Source organism: Bacteroidia bacterium (assembly GCA_041391665.1).
Taxonomy (GTDB): Bacteria; Bacteroidota; Bacteroidia; order J057; family J057; genus JAGQVA01.
Genome location: JAWKNO010000001.1, coordinates 2,531,174 through 2,550,892 on the forward strand (window position 1 = coordinate 2,531,174; position 19,719 = coordinate 2,550,892).

A 19,719-nucleotide genomic window follows, 5' to 3' on the forward strand; every position below is an offset into this window, starting at 1 on the left:
GGCAGATAAATCAACAAATCCGGGGCAATTGCTCTCCGGGTAACATGCCCAACACGCGCCTGCCATTGATTGTACTTCTCATCACCACCTGTCTGGCATGGTTTGCGGTAACTTCACCAATAATGGCTGATTTTTCTCCTTTGGGGCTTCTCTTCAGAATTTCCACGGCTTTATCTGCCACAGATGCTGAAACGACAGCTAAAAACTTGCCTTCATTTGCCACATACAGGGGGTCTAGTCCCAGCATTTCGCAGGCGGCATCAACCTGTTGATCTATTGGAATCTGAGCCTGGACAATGTCGATTCCCAGGCCTGATTTTTGCGCGATTTCGTGCAAAGTTGTGGCAATGCCTCCCCGGGTGGGGTCACGCAGGAAATGAATCTGGTCGCCGAGCTCTTCCAGCAGGTTGCTGACCAAATCATTCAGATTGGTACTGTCGCTGCGTATATCTGCCTCAAATTCTAATCCTTCCCGTACAGACATGACGGCCATTCCATGTGTGGCGATTTCACCACTGAGAATTACTTTGTCTCCCTGCTGTATACGTCCGGCACGAATATTTGCATTTGGGTGGAGGGTGCCAATGCCGGTCGTATTGATAAAGATCTGGTCGCCTTTCCCTTTTTCCACCACTTTGGTGTCGCCTGTTACAATCTTCACCCCCGATTGAAGGGCGGCATAGCGAATCCCTACGATGATTTCCCAGAGGTCGTCCATTTTCAGCCCTTCTTCTATGATAAGAGCGAGCGAAAGGTATCGGGGAATCGCACCGCACATGGCCAGGTCATTGACCGTGCCATAGACAGCCAGTTCGCCGATATTGCCTCCGGGGAAAAATATGGGAGAAATGACAAAGCTATCTGTGCTAAAAGCTACCTTTCCCGGTAGATTGAGGTATGCGCCATCGTGTTGCTCGTCGAGAAATTCATTATCCAGTAGCTTCCTTACGCATTCATCGAGCAGCCGGTGGGTCAGCAGGCCACCGCTTCCATGGCCGAGGGTGATGACGTCAAAGTCGAGCTTTGGCAGAGGGCAGTTTAGTTGGACAGAGCGTTTGGTCATAGCTGGAAGTTGTATTGAAAATAAGCAGAACAAGCGCCTTCTGACGACACCATGGGTGCGCCCAGTGGGCATTCAGGGGTACATTTTGTGCCAAAACTGGGGCATTGCGGCGGCTTTTTTATTCCTTTTAGAATCGCCCCGGCGATACACGCTTTGTTTTCCTCGACCGGAGACGGCAGTTGTATATTAAATTTTCTCCGGGCATCGTGCTGGGCATAGGTTGGGTTGATCTGGTAACCGCTCCGGGCGATGTTACCAATCCCCCGCCAGTTTCGGTCGGAGATCTCAAAAACTTTTGAGATATGTTGTTGGGCAGGTTTGTTGCCCTTCGGTTGTACAACACGTGCATAAGGGTTTTCCAGCTTTGTTTCCCCCCGCTCCAGTTGTCGCACTGCCATTAATATTCCCTGAAGCAAATCCACCGGTTCAAAACCCGTAACAACAATGGGTATATGGTACTTTTCAACCACCGGAAGATATTCTTCTATTCCCATAATGGCACATACATGGCCAGCCGCAAGGAATGCATCAATCGTATGCTCCGGGTCGTCGAGAATGGCTTCCATGGCCGGGGGAACAAGCACGTGAGCGGTGAGAAGGGAAAAGTTTTTTAATCCTAGTTGATGGGCCTGAAGTACGGAGAGCGCATTGGCCGGAGCAGTGGTTTCAAAACCTACGGCAAAAAATACAACCTGACGCGACGGATTTTCTTTTGCCAGTTTTACCGCTTCCAGTGGTGAATAAACCATGCGTATATCAGCGCCATTTGCCTTTGCTTCGAGCAGACTTTTTTCTGAGCCGGGTACGCGGAGCATATCCCCAAATGAGCAAAGGGTCATGCCTTGTTTTTCGGCAAGCCATATCGCCTCATCAATCGCTTCGGATGGCGTTACACAAACGGGGCATCCCGGACCGTGAACCATTGTAATCTGCTGCGGGAGCATATCCAGTATGCCATTTTTTACCAGACTATGGGTTTGTCCTCCGCAAATTTCCATGATCGTCCAGGGGCGCGTGGTGATTCGGCGAAGTTCGTCAAGGTATTCTTGCACAACTTCAGGATTGCGGTATTCGGTGAGGTATTTCATCATTCGTCCAGTTCGCCCATTTGTTTCAAATATTCAAAAGTCGTTTTTGCTTCCTCTTCGTCTACTACGCTTATCGCAACGCCGACATGTACGAGCACGTAGTCGCCTGGCTGCGCCTCCGGCACCATAGAAAGATTGACTTCCTTCAGTATCCCGCTAAAAGAAACTTTCCCTGTTCGGAAAAGCTCATCCGGTGTGTCGTTGGTGGTGACTATTTTCCCTGGAATTGCTAAACACATGATAGGTTGTTTTGGGTAAAGAGGAACAGACCAGTTGGCCAAGAGATATACACTCGTCATTGGGTGATAGTTCTTTGTGGAAATACAGCGCATACTTTTTGCCCAACTTCTCTATGATCAGATCTGTCAGGAGGGCATTTTGAAAAACGCCACCGCTGAATGCCAGTTTATGCATGCGATTTAACCCTGCGATTTCTTCTATCCATGAGACAAGGGCGAGGTGGAAGTGAAAGGCTATTTTGCTTTTGTCCACTCCGCGGAGCAAATCATCAAGGATATTTTTTAATAGCGATTTTCTCTCTGTCTGATACATACCGTTTTCCGCTGGCAGTCGCGGGTATTGATCTGCCAGTGCTTCGAGCCGCATGGCGGCTTCTCCTTCAAAACTGGATACAGACTGTATGCCGAGCAGATCTGCCACACCATCAAATAAACGCCCGACACTGGAGGTTTTGAGGTGAGCGGTCTGTGCAAATAGCTTTTGATAAAATGCCCATTCTTTTTCTGAAAAATGGCGACTCAGCAGAAGATTTGCTTCTGGCAGATCCTCGCACATTGCCAGCGCCGAAAGTCTGGGTTCTGTCGCCATTTTATTTCCTAAAATATGGGAAAAGTAGTCCAGATGTGCCACCCGTTTGAAGTCGCCATTGTCAAAAACAAAAAATTCCCCTCCCCAGATTTCATCGGTACCCGCATTATTGGCATACCCCGTCCCGTCCCAAATGATTCCCAGCACAGGTTCTTGCTGCTGAATAAGATCATTTTCGGCGAGTACGGCTGCAAAGTGGGCGATATGGTGTTGTACTTCTTCAATGGGAATCCCTGCTTTTTCTGAGAAATCGCGACCCCTGGCAGATGAAAAATATATGGGGTGTTTGTCCACTAAAACTTTGTCCGGTTTGGCATCAAGCAGATAGAGAAAGTGGCTGAGGGTTTTATCAAAGTTTTTCTGTGTGTCGTAACTCTCCAGATTGCCGAGGTATTGGCTTATGTATATATTTCCTGCATGCTGCAGCGCGAAAGTGCTTTTCATGTCTGCACCCATCGCTATCAGGGAAGGCTGGGCATCGGGTATATGGGAGTGGATATAAGTTGGCGCGAAACCCCGTGATCTGCGGATGATTATTTTGTGTTTGTATTTGCCGGTAAACTGTATGACACTATCGTCCTGAGGGATAAGGATATTGCGGTTGTGAATGAGGAACAAGTCCGCAATTGTATCGAGGTTTTCCTTTGCTTGTTCATCTTCATAGAAAATAGGCGACCCACTCATATTTCCGCTGGTTGCGATGAGGGGTTTGTGCCATTTTGATAAAATCAGCGCCATTAAGGGTGTATAAGGCTGCATTGCGCCTATACGGTGGAGTCCGGGAGCAATGCCGGTGATATCGATACCACTTTTAGGGTTTTCCCGCAGCGAGCAAAGCACAACCGGGCTTTCAGCGCTGTTAAATGCATTTGCTTCCTCTTCACATATGTAAACATCCTCTGCCAGCATTTCCAGGCTGGGATACATAAGGGCAAATGGTTTCGAAGGGCGATGTTTGCGTTTTCTCAGCGAGGCAATGGACCGTGGATTGGTTGCGTCGCAGATGAGCATGTATCCGCCGATACCCTTTATGGCAATAATTTTACCCTCAGCCAGTGCCTGTACAGTAATAGCTATACATGCTTCCGGGCTGAGCCCAGAAGGTAATTGCAGTTGCCTGCCAGCTTCTGTTTGTCCGGCTACGATTTGTAACATCACAGCGCAATCCGGGCAGGAATTAGTCTGGGAAAAATGCCGCCTTATGGATGGGTTATCGTATTCAGCCTGACAGGCCGGGCACATAGTAAATGGTGCCATTTCTGTATTTTCTCTGTCGTAGGGCAGTTCGCGGATAATCGAATAGCGGGGCCCACAGTTGATACAGGTAATAAAGGGGTAGCCATAGCGCCTGTCTCCGGGGGTATGCAGTTCTTTCCGGCAATCGTCGCAAAGCCCCATATCAGGCGTAAGCAGGAGATTAGATTGCCAGCCTGTGCGGCAGCTTTCTACGATATCAAACTGAGTGAAAAACAGCGGATCGGTTTTCTCCAGTTTGTAGCGAAGAATTTTTGCTCCCGGGGGTTTATTTTTCAGTAATTTTTGGCAAAAACTTTGGGCAGACAAGGCGCATGTATTAAAATAAATGTGCACTCCATCCAGCCCATTGTTCACTACCCCTGCCAGGCCGAGTGACCGGGCGAGTTGATAGACAAAAGGCCGGAAGCCGACGCCTTGTACCTGACCCTCAATATGGATGTGGTAGGTAGCCATTTCAATGGGATTTGAGCCACTCATACCATTGATCCATGCCCTCTCCGGTCGTTGCGGAGATTTCGATAAATTGAGTAATATGACTGACTCTCCGGGCGTATTCTTTTACCTTTTCGACGTTAAAATCGACATAGGGGAGGAGGTCTGTTTTATTGATGATACAAAGTTGGGAGGTGTGAAACATGTCAGGGTATTTGAGCGGTTTGTCGTCGCCTTCGGTTACGCTGATGATGACCACCCGCATACTTTCGCCGAGGTCAAACATAGCAGGGCAGACGAGGTTGCCCACGTTTTCGATAAACACAATGGAATGTTCGACAGGTTGTAATTGTTCCAGTGCGTGTTGTACCATATTTGCTTCGAGATGGCAGCCTTTGCCGGTATTAATTTGTACTACCGGTGCGCCGGTGGCTGCTATACGGTCGGCATCGTTGCTCGTTTGTTGGTCGCCCTCAATCACAAAACAAGGTATTTTACCCTTCATGTATTGAAGGGTTTGTTCTAAAATGGCTGTTTTTCCGCTTCCCGGAGAGCTGACGAGGTTAATGGCGAAAATATGATTTTCCTGAAAAAACCTCCGGTTGTTCTCTGCAAGGAGTTTGTTTTTACCCAAAACGTCCTGTTCTATTTGCAATACAGTTTTGCCTGCCTGAAATTTTACAGGATGGGTATTGACCGCCATAACTGTCAGCGTGTTATCGTTTTGTCCGCATCCGCAAGTTCCACACATATGTTTACTAAATTAGTTTGTGTTAAAAGTCAATGTTTTGATAATCAATTCTTTTCCTTTGATAATTGTGTTTTCATAAGAGCCGCAAGAGGGGCAGGGGTCAAACAATTCGCGGATATCAAAGACGGTTTGGCAATGGTGGCAACTTGCTTTCCCCGCAACCCGGTGAATATTACATGCAGCATGTTCCAGTACGGACTGGCTCACCCCCTCCTCCCAGGCAAATTCAAATGCTGAAAACTCTATTCCGGCCAGCTCACCTACTTCGAGTTCGATCGCATCGATCTCATTTACCCCAGCCTTATTTGCTTCGGTGGTAGCGATATCGACGATTTGGGATATGATGGATAGTTCGTGCATAAGTAGAAATTTAAACACAATACCCTCGTTCCGATATGACTTTAATCAAGGGTTTTATATGATTAAGATCATACTTTTTCACGGTCAGGAAGCGGAAATTACCAATAACCTAAATGCCTGATTATGCAATCAATTAGTCTCGCCCGCTCACAATTGCTCAATGCTATTTGGGCGATGCATGATGTAAAAGGTTACCTCGACAAAAGCGATATCTCCCAGTTGGCGATCCTGTTTAATACCTCAGCGGTAGAAATAGAAGGGGTCGTTTCTTTTTACCATTTCTTCCATTTTCAGCCTTCGGGGCACCATACCATTTATCTCAACAACAGCATTATTTCCGACTTTGAAGGGTTTGATGCCGTGAAACATGCCTTTGAAAAAGAAACAGGTGCAACCATGGGTAAGGTGGATAGCTCGGGAGCGTTTGGATTTTTTGAAACTTCCTGTATAGGATTGAGCGACCAGGAGCCTGCGGCACTCATTGATTTCTATCCATTTACCCGGCTTACCCCTGAAAAAGTAGAGAAGATCGTGGGTAAATTGAAAGAAGGAGAATCTGCATCAGCATTGTGTGATGAGCCTGACGACAATATCCGATACACGCCAGGTGAAAAGACCTTTATTTTAAAAGATTATGAGCCAGGCACAATCATCAAAAAACTGAGAACCCTGGAACCCGGTGAAGTGATAGAAAAGATTAAAGAAGCCGGGCTAATGGGGATGGGGGGCGCATTTTTCCCTACGGGTATCAAATGGGAAACGTGCCGGCGAAATATAAGTAACCGGAAATTTGTGGTATGCAATGCTGACGAGGGAGAACCCGGCACTTTTAAAGACCGGGTATTGCTGCACACCCTGCCGGCATTGGTCATAGAAGGCATGGCGCTTGGTGCTTACAGCGTCGGTGCTTCTGAAGGGATCATTTACCTTCGGGCGGAGTATCGGTGGCTTAAAGAAAAGCTGGAAAAAACGCTCGAAGATTTTCGGGATAAGGGCTGGTTGGGAGACCATATTGCTGCGAAACAGCCTTTCTCTTTTAATATAAGGGTACAACTTGGCGCAGGCGCATATGTCTGCGGTGAAGAAACCGCTTTGCTCAACTCACTGGAAGGAAAGCGGGGGGAACCAAGAACCCGGCGCTATTTCCCGGTAGAACGAGGTTTTCTTGAAAAACCTACCCTTGTAAACAATGTGGAGACCTTCGCAGTCGCAGCCCGAATCATCGAATCCGGGCCGGAGAAAATGCATGCGCTGGGCACAAAAGATTCTCCCGGAACAAAACTTATCTCCGTAAGCGGAGATTGTGGCAAACCCGGTATTTATGAAATCGAATGGGGAATGCAGATTGGCGAATTACTGGCGCTCTGCGAAGCACAAGACCCCTGGTATATACAGGTAAGCGGGCCGAGTGGGATAGCCATTTCGATGAAAGAACGCAACCGCCGCCTTTGCAAAGAAGACCTGCTTTGTGGCGGTTCGTTTATGATATTTAACAAACACCGGGATCTGCTGCATATACTGCTGAATTTCAACAATTTCTTCAAGCACGAAAGTTGCGGCATCTGTACGCCTTGCCGTGCCGGCAATTTTATCATGAACCGAAAACTGGAGAAAGTACAACTCGGTTTGGGCAGTTTGAGAGATCTGGTCGAACTGGAAGACTGGGGGCGGACGATCAGGGAAAACAGTCGATGTGGTTTGGGGCAGATGGCGTCCAATTCTATTGTAGATGCGATCCATAAGTTTCCGGAATATTTCGATCAACGGGTAGACAAGTCCGGCAGCCAGTTTAGCCGGGGTTTTGATATGACCTATGCCGTGAAGGACTATGACGATGCCGTGGCCAAACATGAATAATACATTTCCCCAACCCCAGATTCAAAGCTGATAATTATGGAAAAACCAATCACAATCACTATAGATGGCATAGAGGTTCAGGCCGATGAGGGGGAATTGTTGATAAACGCAATCCGAAAAGCGGGGCTGGACATCCCTTCGCTTTGTTATTACGAGCATATAGATCCACCCCTTGGCACCTGCAGAGTTTGTACTGTGGAGGTAAACGGAAGACATGTTGCCTCCTGTACCACGCGGGTCAAAAATGGCATGAATGTAGTTATTCACGCCCAGGATTTGCACGATACGAGAAAAGCAATGGTGGAAATGTTATTTGCTGAAGGAAATCACTTTTGCCCAGCTTGTGAAAAAAGCGGAGACTGTGACCTTCAGGGAATGGGCTATCAGTTGGGCGTAAATGCGAGCCGTTTTCCCCATCTGTTTGTAGATCGCATTGTTGACTACAACCCACGCAGAATCGTAATCGAGCACAACCGATGTATCCGTTGTCGCCGGTGTGTGGACGAAGTGCTCACAAAAGAAGGAAAAAGAGTATTTAGTTTTGCCAACAGGGGAAATGCAACAGAGGTTGCGATAGACTACAAGCAGGAATCCACACTGACCGAAGCACAAGCGATTCATGCGATGCATATTTGCCCTACCGGTGCGATATTGGTGCGGGGCAAAAGCCTTTCACGGCCATTTGGCGAGCGCAAGTATGATATTGGCGAAATGGTCCATCAGGAGAATTTACCCCTTGACGTTGATCAGAAAGAGTATAAGAAAAAAGTTATTGCGACAGTATCCCTGGCCGGTTGTTTTGGTTGCCACATGTCTATGCTGGACATCGACACCGGGATTTTGGATATGGTAGAACTCGTTGAGTTTAACAAATCGCCTTTGACAGATATCAAAGAATTTTCCAAAAAGGTGGATGTTGGCATTATCGAAGGCGGCTGTTGCAATTCAGAAAATGTGAAGGTGTTGCGTGAATTTCGGAAAAAATGCGATGTACTGATATCGATGGGAGAATGTGCGATCTGGGGCGGGCTTCCTGCCATGCGCAACCTCGTACCGCTGGAAGAATGTCTGGAAGAAGCCTATTTACATTCGTTTACGAGTGAGGAAGGCGCAGAAGTCATCCCCTATCACGAAGATATTCCTAAGATTTTAGATAAGGTATATCCATGCAGTGAGGTAGTAGAGATTGATTATTTCATACCCGGTTGTCCACCGGGATCCAGCCATATCTGGGATATGGTAAAAAATATTCTCTTTGGCGACGAGTATTCTTTGTTGCGCTCCCGGTATAAATACGACTAACCTTATGATGAGTAGCCGTTGAATGTATTTTGAAATATGTCATATGTCTAAAATAACTATAGAACCCGTTACCCGTGTTGAAGGCCACGGAAAAGTAACCATCCACCTTGATGATGAGGGGCGGGTGGCAAACAGCTTTTTTCATATTGTGGAGTTCCGCGGGTTTGAGCGATTTATACAGGGTAGGCCGTATTGGGAGGTGCCTGTATTGGTTCAGCGATTGTGTGGTATTTGTCCGGTGAGCCATCATATTGCTGCGGCCAAGGCCATTGACCAACTGACAGGACTTGACCCCGGAGATCTTGCACCAGCCGCGACAAAAATCCGGCGTCTGTTGCATTACGGGCAGATTTTCCAATCGCATGCGCTCCATTTTTTTTATCTCGCCTCCCCTGACCTGTTGTTTGGACTGGACGCGCCTGCTGCCCGGCGAAATGTAGTGGCGGTTGCATTGGAAAACAAAGAACTTGCGCGGAGAGGGATTACCATGCGCAAGTTTGGGCAGGAGATCATCCGTGTGATTGCCGGTAAAAGAATTCACGGAATCGCTGCGGTGCCAGGTGGGGTGCACAAGTCCATGAGCATTGAAGACAGAGACTATTTTTTGAATGGAAAAGATATTCCGAATGTGGACACCATGATTGAGTGGTCCAGGGATGTTGTGGATTTTATCAAAGATTACCATGAGCAAAACGGTCATTGGCTGGACACTTTCGCTTCCTTTCCAAGCGGTCATATGGGGCTGGTCAATGCTGCGGATGGATCGCTCGAACTTTATGACGGACAATTACGGGCGATAGATGCAGAGGGAATGCGCACGCTTGACGATGTACGGGCTGTTGATTATATGAAATATTTCTCCGAGGGAGTGGAAAAATGGTCATTCCTGAAATTTCCCTATTTGCGGCATTTAGGAAGGGAAAACGGATGGAATCGCGTAGGGCCACTTGCCCGCCTCAATGTTTGCGACCGGATCAATACACCATTAGCAAATGAGGAGTTGCGGCAGTTTAAAGCCTATACAGCTGGGAAGCCCAACAACCATACGATGCATTTCCATTGGGCGCGCCTGATCGAAATGTTGCATTGTGCAGAACTAATGAAGGAATTGTTGCTGGACAGCGATATACTTAGCGACGATATCCTGCGAACAGGCGAACGCCGGCCAGAAGGTATCGGCGTTGTAGAAGCACCCAGAGGCACGTTGATTCACCATTACCAGGCAGATGAAAAAGGGATGATCACCCGATGTAATCTGATTGTATCTACGACGCATAATAATGAGCCGATGAACCAGGCTGTGCGCTGGGTAGCCAGCAATATTCTGGACCGGCAGCCAAAATTGACGGAGACGCTGCTCAATCAGGTCGAAATCGCTATACGCGCTTATGATCCTTGTCTGAGTTGTGCCACCCATGCAATTGGGCAAATGCCGCTTCAGGTGATTTTGTATGATTCGAATGGAAATATATTGGCGGAGAAGTTTAAGGACTAAAACAATGAAAAAAGATATACTTGTCGCTATAGGCAATAGCGGCAGGAAGGACGATGGACTGGGCTGGGCATTTGCAGATGAGATCACACAGGCAGGCCTTTTTGACGGAGATATCCACTATCGATATCAATTGCAGGTAGAAGATGCCGAAATGCTTTCGCAGGCTGAAAAAGTCATATTTGTTGACGCATTCAAAGGCCAATTGCCTGGAGGTTACCTGTGGCAAAAAATAGGGCCTGCGGCTAATTTTGAATTTTCCACCCATGCACTTTCACCTGAGTCAGTATTATATTTGACTGCGGATTTGTATGATGCTAAGCCAGAGGCCTGGGTACTTTTGATTGAAGGAAAAGAATGGGAATTGGCCATGGGGCTCAGTGAGTCGGCAGCGCATCATCTGGAAAGTGCTATAAAGTTTTTCGGGAAGATAAAATCTGAAAATCTATGAAACAGACAGTATGTATTCTGGGAGGGTATGGAGGTGTAGGAAAATCACTTTCCCAGGCACTGCTGAAATATACCGATTGTAATCTGATCATTGCCGGGCGGAGGAAAGCACTGGCTGAAGAATGGGGAAAAGAATTGTCGCGGATATTCCCCGAAAGAAAGATAATGGCCTGTTTTGCAGACACGTGTAATCATGCCGCGCTTACCGACGTTTTTCGCCAGGCTGATTTGGTCGTGGTTACAGCCACCGTAGCGGATTCGATGGGAGAGATTGCTTCGGCAGCAATTGACGCTGGTACAGGCCTGATAGACATTATGCTAAGAGGAGATGTCGCGGAGAACCTTTTGCGATACGAGCCCTTGATGAAGGAAAAAAAACTGAGGTTTATTACTCAGGCGGGTTTTCATCCGGGGCTCGTTGCTCCGCTGATCCGGTCTCTAATGCCTAAGTTTGATCAATATCATTCTGCTACGATTGGGCTGGCAATGGATCCTATTTTCAGAAACCCCGAATCTACGCACGAACTGTTTCATGAGATTGTGGCTGTCAAACCGATGATTCTTCAATCAGGAAAATGGAAAGAGGGATCTTACCGAGATCTTGTCACCCTTCACTTCCCCCGGTATTTTGGACTAAAAAAATGTTTTCCTTTTGCCTTGAAAGAAATACAGGACATTGAAAAGGTCACCGGTCTCAGGGATGCGGGGGTTTATGCTGCGGGGTTTGACTTTTGGATTGACTGGGTAATATTTCCGGTAGCGATGGTCGCCGGGCTATTTAGTGCCAAATGGAGCAAAATCCTCGGCGGCAAGATGCTATTTGCCCATATAAAAAAGCGAAAGGATCAGCGCCCGCGGGTAGAGATGGTGCTTGAGGCAACGGGTATAAAAGATGGAAAAGAAAAAAAGGTAAGCAGAACCCTGAGCGCCGAAGACGGATTTGACCTGACTGCGTATGCGGTATTGGCTTGTATCCGTCAGTATTTTTCCGGAATCCTCGGAGCGCCCGGATTATATCTGATGGGGCAGATCGTGGAAGAGAAATCATTGCTGGAAGACCTGAAAATAATGGGCGTTACCATTACTGACAGGGAATAATTTTTCCCTTTTCCCGGTATCTATTCTCTGATATTTTTACGGCATGATCAGGAGGACACTTATTATTGCATGGCTGCTTTTGATGGCGGTCTCAATGAGGGCACAATTTTTTGGAAGTAAAGATTCCACCCACGGACGAATGTGGAATATCCGTTTTGTTTTGGACGGAGGCATGATTCCCCTTTCATTGCGGTTATCAGATTCCTACAGTGGGGAGAGTTACCCTGTGCTGTTTAGGCCAGACAGTACTACTTATCAGGAATGGCGATGGGAAGAGTGGCAGCGGGATACTATATATTCGATGCAGGATAGCTGGCCGGGTACTGTGCGGCTGGGCATTATGGTGAATGTTGTAAAAAAACTGTATGCCGGTGTAAGTTATTCCGGGCATTTTTTCAGAATGTATAATTCTTCCGGCAATCAAAGTTACCGTGCAGTAATTCCCTTTGGTACGTTGGAAGGAGCGCTCAGCTATGAGTTGCCGGTGCCTGGTATAAATCGAATCAGGTTAATGCCAACCATTTATGGAGGAACTTACGCCTCAGATGGCTATTACGGTTATGAAGGTGTAGGGCGGGAAATAGCAGTAGGCGGGAGGTTGGCATTGGGGCTGCAATTGCACAGGAAGTACCAGCATATGTTTCGCATTTGGGTTTCGTATCATCAACTCACTTACAAGGAAAGGGAACCCAGTTTCATTTATGAGGGCAGATTCCGCGATTATGAATCACGGTGGCAGGTAATGAATATGGGTTTTGGTCTATTGTTTCATATTGGGATAATGGAAGACCGTTAGTAAGGGACTCGCACAGTTACAGGAGCAGACCGGGACATTCCCCCAAGGATTCCCTGACCATTTTCCACATTGGTTTTTAGCAGCACAGGCTCTGCGAGCGGGTCATAACGTTGGGAATTTTGTTCATCGGTTGAGCGGAGGAATTTTCCTGTAGTGTAGTCCATGGTTTCCAGGCTAACGGTATATTCATTAAAAATAGAAACAGAGCCATCTGGGTTAACGAGAAGCTGCTCCCGGATACCATAGTATGGAGGTATGATATCAATGGACATTTCCTTTCCCTGATAGGGGTCATCCAAAATAATATCGGAGAAAGAGTGGTAAACAGAATATGCACTGTCCTCTCTAAAATCATTGGTAATGGGGTCAACAATCCAGAAAAATGACAAACCCGCCTGCGTGATCCGGAGTCGATAGGCGTTTTGTTCGTTGGCGTTATCCTGAAAAACCATTCGGATACCTTTTTCAGTCCAGGTAGAGTTTCCGCTTCCCTGCACGACATCTACAGGCCCGGTGGAGATGATTTCTGCGGAAGGGGGTACATGTGTCCGGGCAAATATTTCTTTTCCTTCCCATTTGAAAGAGAGTTCGTAAATATGGTCAGGTTTTATCGCTTCGATGCCTTCATACCAGTTAAGGTTTACGGTATCGGTCCCCCCCCACCATATATTCTGTTGTTCGACAGAAGTTCCACTTGCCTCTTTAAGCGGAAAGGTGTAGAGACCGTCAAATAGTAGGGGTGAAAGCTCTTTTATGAACTCATTGTTGAGTTTTGATTCCAGCCAGCCTTCAAGGGCGATATTTTGATAAATGAAGATACGGGGTACAGAGTCGGCCATGAGTAACCCCCAAACCACGGGTTTGTGCTGGAAGTCATTTTTATCAATCCGAATGGTCTGTTCGCAACTGATCAGGAGCATTACCGAAAATATAAAAAGGTATAAAAAATGGATTGGGTTTTTCATAATCGAGTGCTTAGAAGTTGAAAACATAAGTCAGAGAAGGAATCATGGGCAAAAGAGAAACCTGGCGGGTGACAAACTGGTTGGCATTGGCTCTCTGGTCGAAAGCAAAGTCCTGATAGACAAAAAATGGATTCCGGCGGTTGTAGGAGTTGTAAATATCGATATGCCAGGCGTAGGTGTATTTAGGTTTTTTGACCACATACCGAAGGCCCAGATCCAGGCGGTGATAAGATTTGAGGCGATAGCCATTTCGTCCGGAGAAATCGTCATACCAGGCGAAGGGATCTGCCCAGCCATTGATGGGTACCAAAAGTCTGCCGGAGGGAACCGTAAGCCAGTGTCCGCTTCCGTAGACAAAAGCAGAGGAGAAAGACCATTTTTCATTAAACTTATAGACAGTTACGATCGACAAATCATGTCTTCGGTCATATTTGGCAGGGTAGGGGCGGCCCAGGTTCAACTCATCAAATTGCCGCCAACTCCAGGAGAGCGTATATCCAATCCAGCCGGTGAGTCTTCCTGCGCGTTTTCTAAGGAAAAACTCCCCGCCATAGGCCCACCCTTTGCCAAAGACCAGTTCGGACTCAATATCATCCCGGAAGAAAAAATTAGCCCCTTCACGGTAGTCTATCTGGTTGGACATCTGTTTGTAGTATAGTTCTACACTCGCTTCATATTGGTCATTTCGTAGGTTTTGGAAATAGCCGATCGCCCCCTGGTGGGCTAACTGAGGTTTGACGATATTGCTGCTCGGCGTCCAGATGTCAAATGGCAGAGAAATTACCGAACTGCTCACGAGGTTCACGTATTGGTTCATCATGGTATAACCGGCCTTTACAGACCGGTTGGGGCCCAATGTATATTTGACGGTAAGCCGGGGTTCGAGTCCGTAGTAGGTCGTCTGACCACTTACGAAAAAAGGCGCGCGAAGACCAATATTTACTCCCAGTCTGTCGGTTACAGAAATTTCATCGTTGATATATGCTGCTGACTCGTGGACAAATTTACTTTTCCCCTGAACTTCCAGGGTATCGGATTGTGCTGTTTTTACCCGGGTAGAAGAGGGCGTAAAGGTGTGATAAATATAGTTGAGTCCAAATTTAATCTTATGGCGGGGTGTTGGGTAATAGTCAAAATCGATTTTACCGTTGAGATCTTCAATGCCAGAAAACAACACAGTTGCATCCTTACCGAAGGCCTGAGTCACTTTATAGTCAAAGTTGCTGTAAATGAAGGTGGCATTGGAAAAAAGTTTTGGGCCGAATAAATGATTCCATCGTGCGGTGAAGGTAATATTTCCCCAGTTCATATTGAGGAGGGAGGTATCCTGAACAGTTTTGGTTTCATTATATATTTTGTCTCTTCCATAATAGCCGCTGATAAACAGTCGGTCTTTATCTGAGATACGGTAATTGATTTTTGCATTAAAGTCATTAAAGTGATAACCAAAACTTTGGCCTTTGGGGAGAAAGGGTTGGATGAGTAAATCCCAGTAGAATCTTCTTCCCGATACCATGAAAGAAGCTTTGTCTTTGATGATCGGCCCTTCAACCGTAATTTTTGAGCTAATAAGACCGATTCCCCCTTCCCCGTGAAATTCTTTCATATTTCCCTCCTTCATCCCAATATCGAGAATGGAGGAAAGTCTGCCGCCAAAATTGGCAGGAAAGCTGCCTTTGTAGAGTGTTACATTGCGGATGGCGTCGGTATTAAAAATACTGACATACCCTGCCATATGAAAGGGATTATATACGATAGCCTCATCCATGAGGATGAGGTTTTGGTCTGCACCGCCCCCGCGGACATAATATCCGGCGGAAGCTTCTCCGCCGGACTGCACACCGGGGAGGAGTTGAATGCCTTTGAGTAAGTCTTTTTCTCCCCCGATGAAAGGCAGCATCTCGATTTCTGTTACGTTTACATCGATGGCACCCATCGAGGCTTTATCGACATTTTCGCGAGATTTTTGTTCGGTGATTACGACCTCATCAAGGCTGATTTCTTTTTCGGTCAGGGAAAAATCAATTGAATGATTCTGATCCATTGCCAGCGCAACAAACTGGGAGTTAAATCCAGGGTAATCTACCCGGATTTTTACCGAATCCACTTTCAGCGTAAGGGAATAAAATCCATAGCTATTGGTGTAGGTGCCGGTTTTGAGTTGCGGTTCTGCGACGATTGCACCTACCAGAATTTCTCCACTACTGGCATTTCGGACATACCCACTAATGGTTTTCTGAGCGCGGAGTTGCAGGGCGAAGAAAATAAAAAGCAGAATTAGTAAGAATTTTTTCACGGGTGTCTGATGATTTTCTCTGGCAAGAATACATATTAACTGTCAAAACACCAGTGTAAAATTTTTTACTCCTTTATGTGAGAAAGCCATTTTTTGTAAACAGAGATTTCAGCTCTTCCGCGTTATGAACCAGGTAATCGACTCCGATTCTGGTAAGTTTTTCACTATGGTTTTCTGTAATATGTCCCCCACCCAGGAAGCCTATGACGGTAAGTCCGGCAGCTTTAGCTGCGGTTACCCCCGCTTCGGAGTCTTCAATGACGATACAGGTTTCGGGGGACAAACCATGGCTTTTGAGTGCAAGTTGATACACGTCTGGCGCTGGTTTGGGATGGGCGACCATTTGGGAAGTGAAAATATGAGCGACAGGCATATAAGGAATTCCTGCACATGAGAGGCCGTGTTGTACGTGTTCGAGGTGGCTGTTAGAGACAATGGAGACAGGAAGTGAAAGGCTTCGAATGAGTTCGCCCATACCCTGTATGGGAAGAAGCCGTGTCTGGAATGCCGCAGCAGCTTCAGTTTTGAGTTCGTCATGAAAGTCTGGCGACAGATAAATATCGTTTTCTCTGGAGATAATCTCCAGAATTGCGGCATCCATCATCCCGGAGAACCGGCGGCAATAAGTAAGGGTATCGGTATGGTAGCCAACGGTGGCAAGTTTTTGCACGGCGATCTGTGCGTAGAGGATTTCAGAGTCAATGATTACGCCGTCGCAGTCGAATATGAGGTGCATAAAAATATGGGGGAAAGAAAACGGTGTTAAAAGGAGTGGATGAGGAGGGTTTTTATCAAGTGTTTTGGCTGCTTACCCCCGTTAACGGGGGTAAAGTTATGGAAAATTCTCCAGAAATTAATGCATCTATATTAAAAATTTCCTTAAAAACATCCTAACTAAAAATCAAGAGAGTTTGCGCGATTGTTAAGTTTCGTGATTTCCTTACCAGAATATATAATTTCTATTTGTGCTTCCCCGACATCTTCCTGTGATTCAAATTCTATTACTGCGGTTTGTGCCGCCATGTTTAGAGGGGCCGGTAATCTCGCAATGAGGTGCTTTCCTGAGTCTTTTCCATTTACTCTGCATACAACCGTAATATTTTCCGCTGTCTGGTTACCGATATTGTGAACGGTTGCCCGAATGGTTCTTCCATCGACTACAATATCTCTGGAATTGATCGCAAGATCTGCAGATGGGAAAAAGGTGTCCTTCGAAATTTTTTCTGCTTCTATTTCCACATTTAGCAAAATTCCCTCTGGTATCATTATGGGGATCATTTGTCCTCGCTCTGTGACCTCTATTCGCGTCGTGCCGGGCAGTCCATGAAGGGAATACAAACCTGGTTTCAGCCGCCATAGTTGCATCTGGATAGTTTTTGCGGGGCCAAAATTATAAATCTGGACTTTCAGACGCCCGGGTGTTGCTGCTTCTGTCAGCACAGCGATTTCTCTGCCGGTATTTTTCCAGGTCACTGCCATGCCTGGGTATTCGATGCCTTTACCGGGATGCCCGGTATACATTCCCGAAAGTAAGTCTTCGCCTTCTACATACACCCGATCGGTAAATTTTACCTCTGTCGTCCTAAGGGGAAGGTTGTAGCGAAGTGCTTCAACTGCTTCTTCCAGTCCCGATTCGATACGTGATATGTTCCCATCCAGGGTGTATTGCAAATAAGGGGAACCGTATGCTCCAAGAAACGCGTCAAACTGGTTGTTCCCGGTTATTGTCCGCGCAATATTCATCATGGAAATGCCGTCTCTTCGGTGGTTTTCATCATCTGCGACTTCTCCTCTGAGATATGCACCGGCCCATGCAGCAGAACCTTCGACCTTCGAATCCCCCTTGCCTTTTGTGTCCCGCGCCAGACGGATGGTCTCATTTACGGGTATCAGAAATGTTTCGTCTCCGGTGATGTCATACATACCAATCAGTTGATGATACATTTCGCTTACCCCGCCCATATGCTGCCAGTTGTAGTAATCCCACCCCTGACGGGGGAAATACCACTCGGGCGAATAACCCCCAATCTCATCGCCGGGAAAAGATACTGCCGCAGGTAACAATCCCTTTGGCTTGCCTTTTTCTGTTCGTGCTGCGTCTTCCACCCAGGCTTTCCCCCATTCGGTGAAAAGTTGTACCAACTGTGGATTGTGGCTGTACCAGGCAGCCCAAAGTCCGGGAAGGGTGGCGCGTGTGTTCATCGGCACATCCACGCCGAAAGGCGGACCCTCACGCATCGCTGTAGCGGAAAAATGGCTGGACTTAATATGCCTGTGCCCCCGGGGGGTGATGCCCGTCCATACGTCGCGAAAATTCTGCATACTGCGCAGACACCGCTCTACATATTCGGGGTCTCCATAATGAATCATCAAAAGTGCGGAGTGAGTGTCGCGAAACAGTTCTGCCGCATGTTCGACATCTTCGAGCTTTTTTGAATAGGCATTTTCTAAAGTCCCGCTCTGCCAGACGCCTTCTGCCAAACGGGTATATCCTACCCGTGCCAGTGAATCATCTGCCCCCAAAATGGCAGGCAACCACCAACGAAGAATTTCGACGTCATCGCCAAATTTTCCCCCGAGTTCGCCATTTTCCGCCTGCTTCTCACTTACCCACCAGTGGATGATTTCCAACATTCGGCACATGAGTTCGCGCTGTAATACTGCCCACCGGGGCGCAGTAGGATCTGCGTTATTACAAGGGCTCTCATACGTAATTTTTTCCCCCCGGTACATTCTCAGAAGTTCAAAGTCTGGATAACGGTCTCCCAGCAAATCAAAAAACTCCCGGGCTTCGATTTTGTCATGGGCGAATTCCTGCTCCAGGTATAGCCAGTAATGTATTTTACCCAGCAAATAGGCAGCGCGGTCATACAAGGGATCATTCGGATCTGCAACGATCTGACGCAGATAGTCAGAGGCTACATCAAAGCGGGGGAAAATGCTCATTTTGGTTGCCTTTACTGCCCATGACCACCAGCCAATATCGTAGTATCTGGCCGCCTGTAGATATTTCAGGGATTGAATCCATTGTGCTCTCAAAGCAGTATTTTGAGGATCATGCTTTAGCTTGTTCTCCAGTTCATCTGCCAGTTTCCCTACAATTGCCGTATCGGTTTCAAGACCGGAAGGGAGAGGGAAATAGTCCATTACGGGTTGTAATTCAACGGCTTTGATTAATCCCTGGCCCAATTGGGTGCGGAATGTAATGACCAGCGAGTCTCCGGTAATTTCAATCTTTTCCCGAAAACTCTGATGCCGGATTCTTCGCCATGGAAGTTCTGCATGCCACTTTGTTTGGTTTGTCTCAATCTCTACAATGGCTGTATCTCCGGCTTGCCCTACTGTAGCTGTCAGGAAATAGGTGCCCGGCTGGGTTTTTATTTTGAGGACAGCCTGTTCTTTGAATAACAAACCGTCTTCAAGCAGTGGAAGCCCCGGCCGGTAGTCTGTATGCCAGACAGCTGAATCGGGTTTTGTTTCCCATGTCCAACCATTCTCCGGATTATCTGCTGAAGAAAGTAAATCATATCCGGGTGAAAGGGGGCTTTCCATAGTGCCTGCATCCAGCCAATAGGCGGGAAGATTACGGGACACTGGCGTACATGCATATAAAAAACATGCACCAAGGGTTATGATAATACTTATTTTCGGACAATAAGCGGCACGAATCTTTTTCATTATAGC

16 protein-coding genes are annotated in these 19,719 nt (G+C 47.0%); 6 read left to right on the forward strand and 10 right to left on the reverse strand.

The window, feature by feature from the left end:
* Positions 1-10 precede the first annotated feature (10 nt).
* From hypE to hypA, 6 genes are read right to left on the reverse strand one after another with little or no spacing between them, the layout of a single operon-like run.
* Entirely contained in the window at positions 11-1,063 is a 1,053-nt protein-coding gene (hypE, locus tag R3D00_10435) for a hydrogenase expression/formation protein HypE (GenBank protein MEZ4773588.1), read from the reverse strand.
* On the reverse strand, positions 1,060-2,151 hold the full coding sequence (gene hypD, locus R3D00_10440; protein MEZ4773589.1) for a hydrogenase formation protein HypD: 1,092 nt from the start codon (positions 2,149-2,151) through the stop codon (positions 1,060-1,062). The genes hypE and hypD overlap by 4 nt, the downstream gene beginning before the upstream one ends.
* The gene (locus tag R3D00_10445; GenBank protein MEZ4773590.1) at positions 2,151-2,390 is read right to left on the reverse strand and encodes a HypC/HybG/HupF family hydrogenase formation chaperone; all 240 of its coding nucleotides are present in this window, start codon (positions 2,388-2,390) and stop codon (positions 2,151-2,153) included. The genes hypD and R3D00_10445 overlap by 1 nt, the downstream gene beginning before the upstream one ends.
* On the reverse strand, positions 2,338-4,689 hold the full coding sequence (gene hypF, locus R3D00_10450; protein ID MEZ4773591.1) for a carbamoyltransferase HypF: 2,352 nt from the start codon (positions 4,687-4,689) through the stop codon (positions 2,338-2,340). Before hypF ends, R3D00_10445 begins: the two co-directional genes overlap by 53 nt.
* Position 4,690: 1 nt before the next feature.
* The gene (gene hypB / locus R3D00_10455) at positions 4,691-5,419 is read right to left on the reverse strand and encodes a hydrogenase nickel incorporation protein HypB (GenBank protein MEZ4773592.1); all 729 of its coding nucleotides are present in this window, start codon (positions 5,417-5,419) and stop codon (positions 4,691-4,693) included.
* Positions 5,420-5,431: 12 nt separating this feature from the next.
* Positions 5,432-5,779 (reverse strand): hydrogenase maturation nickel metallochaperone HypA, encoded by a 348-nt coding sequence (gene hypA / locus R3D00_10460; protein ID MEZ4773593.1) that lies wholly within the window; start codon positions 5,777-5,779, stop codon positions 5,432-5,434.
* A 123-nt stretch (positions 5,780-5,902) separates the two neighbouring features.
* On the opposite strand from hypA, the gene R3D00_10465 reads away from it, so the two are divergent.
* Genes R3D00_10465 through R3D00_10490 form a run of 6 tightly spaced genes read left to right on the forward strand, consistent with a single transcriptional unit; the run spans position 5,903 to position 12,774 of the window.
* A complete protein-coding gene (locus R3D00_10465; protein MEZ4773594.1) occupies positions 5,903-7,636 on the forward strand; it encodes an NAD(P)H-dependent oxidoreductase subunit E in 1,734 nt (577 codons plus the stop codon).
* 36 nt (positions 7,637-7,672) lie between these two features.
* A complete protein-coding gene (locus R3D00_10470) occupies positions 7,673-8,938 on the forward strand; it encodes a 2Fe-2S iron-sulfur cluster-binding protein (protein MEZ4773595.1) in 1,266 nt (421 codons plus the stop codon).
* A gap of 43 nt (positions 8,939-8,981) precedes the next feature.
* Positions 8,982-10,433 carry a Ni/Fe hydrogenase subunit alpha gene (locus tag R3D00_10475; GenBank protein ID MEZ4773596.1) on the forward strand — a complete coding sequence of 484 codons (1,452 nt, stop codon included), beginning with the start codon at positions 8,982-8,984 and terminating at the stop codon, positions 10,431-10,433.
* A 4-nt stretch (positions 10,434-10,437) separates the two neighbouring features.
* Positions 10,438-10,881 (forward strand): hydrogenase maturation protease, encoded by a 444-nt coding sequence (locus R3D00_10480; GenBank protein MEZ4773597.1) that lies wholly within the window; start codon positions 10,438-10,440, stop codon positions 10,879-10,881.
* Positions 10,878-11,978: a saccharopine dehydrogenase NADP-binding domain-containing protein gene (locus R3D00_10485; protein ID MEZ4773598.1), complete on the forward strand. Its 1,101-nt coding sequence runs from the start codon at positions 10,878-10,880 to the stop codon at positions 11,976-11,978. The genes R3D00_10480 and R3D00_10485 overlap by 4 nt, the downstream gene beginning before the upstream one ends.
* 43 nt (positions 11,979-12,021) lie before the next feature.
* Positions 12,022-12,774: a hypothetical protein gene (locus R3D00_10490; GenBank protein MEZ4773599.1), complete on the forward strand. Its 753-nt coding sequence runs from the start codon at positions 12,022-12,024 to the stop codon at positions 12,772-12,774.
* On the opposite strand, the gene R3D00_10495 is transcribed toward R3D00_10490, so the two are convergent.
* The 4 genes from R3D00_10495 to R3D00_10510 all read right to left on the reverse strand — a co-directional run bounded on the left by R3D00_10495 (position 12,771) and on the right by R3D00_10510 (position 19,713).
* Complete coding sequence (locus R3D00_10495; protein ID MEZ4773600.1) at positions 12,771-13,739, reverse strand: DUF4249 family protein; 969 nt, start codon at positions 13,737-13,739, stop codon at positions 12,771-12,773. The two genes, R3D00_10490 and R3D00_10495, sit on opposite strands and share 4 nt — an antisense overlap.
* Before the next feature lie 10 nt (positions 13,740-13,749).
* On the reverse strand, positions 13,750-16,035 hold the full coding sequence (locus R3D00_10500; GenBank protein MEZ4773601.1) for a TonB-dependent receptor: 2,286 nt from the start codon (positions 16,033-16,035) through the stop codon (positions 13,750-13,752).
* Positions 16,036-16,108: 73 nt separating this feature from the next.
* On the reverse strand, positions 16,109-16,771 hold the full coding sequence (locus tag R3D00_10505) for an HAD family phosphatase (protein MEZ4773602.1): 663 nt from the start codon (positions 16,769-16,771) through the stop codon (positions 16,109-16,111).
* Between the two features lie 158 nt (positions 16,772-16,929).
* Positions 16,930-19,713, reverse strand: coding sequence for a hypothetical protein (locus tag R3D00_10510; GenBank protein ID MEZ4773603.1), 2,784 nt, complete (start codon positions 19,711-19,713; stop codon positions 16,930-16,932).
* Positions 19,714-19,719 lie beyond the last annotated feature (6 nt).

What these genes read in the sequence shown, in the direction of transcription:
- hypB (MEZ4773592.1), bottom strand. Translation starts at nt 5,419, where the DNA reads ATGTGTGGAACTTGCGGATGCGGACAAAACGATAACACGCTGACAGTT.
- R3D00_10470 (MEZ4773595.1), top strand. Translation starts at nt 7,673, where the DNA reads ATGGAAAAACCAATCACAATCACTATAGATGGCATAGAGGTTCAGGCC.
- hypD (MEZ4773589.1), bottom strand. Translation starts at nt 2,151, where the DNA reads ATGAAATACCTCACCGAATACCGCAATCCTGAAGTTGTGCAAGAATAC.
- R3D00_10495 (MEZ4773600.1), bottom strand. Translation starts at nt 13,739, where the DNA reads ATGAAAAACCCAATCCATTTTTTATACCTTTTTATATTTTCGGTAATG.
- R3D00_10465 (MEZ4773594.1), top strand. Translation starts at nt 5,903, where the DNA reads ATGCAATCAATTAGTCTCGCCCGCTCACAATTGCTCAATGCTATTTGG.
- R3D00_10510 (MEZ4773603.1), bottom strand. Translation starts at nt 19,713, where the DNA reads ATGAAAAAGATTCGTGCCGCTTATTGTCCGAAAATAAGTATTATCATA.
- R3D00_10505 (MEZ4773602.1), bottom strand. Translation starts at nt 16,771, where the DNA reads ATGCACCTCATATTCGACTGCGACGGCGTAATCATTGACTCTGAAATC.
- R3D00_10445 (MEZ4773590.1), bottom strand. Translation starts at nt 2,390, where the DNA reads ATGTGTTTAGCAATTCCAGGGAAAATAGTCACCACCAACGACACACCG.
- hypE (MEZ4773588.1), bottom strand. Translation starts at nt 1,063, where the DNA reads ATGACCAAACGCTCTGTCCAACTAAACTGCCCTCTGCCAAAGCTCGAC.
- hypA (MEZ4773593.1), bottom strand. Translation starts at nt 5,779, where the DNA reads ATGCACGAACTATCCATCATATCCCAAATCGTCGATATCGCTACCACC.
- R3D00_10475 (MEZ4773596.1), top strand. Translation starts at nt 8,982, where the DNA reads ATGTCTAAAATAACTATAGAACCCGTTACCCGTGTTGAAGGCCACGGA.
- R3D00_10485 (MEZ4773598.1), top strand. Translation starts at nt 10,878, where the DNA reads ATGAAACAGACAGTATGTATTCTGGGAGGGTATGGAGGTGTAGGAAAA.
- hypF (MEZ4773591.1), bottom strand. Translation starts at nt 4,689, where the DNA reads ATGGCTACCTACCACATCCATATTGAGGGTCAGGTACAAGGCGTCGGC.
- R3D00_10490 (MEZ4773599.1), top strand. Translation starts at nt 12,022, where the DNA reads ATGATCAGGAGGACACTTATTATTGCATGGCTGCTTTTGATGGCGGTC.
- R3D00_10480 (MEZ4773597.1), top strand. Translation starts at nt 10,438, where the DNA reads ATGAAAAAAGATATACTTGTCGCTATAGGCAATAGCGGCAGGAAGGAC.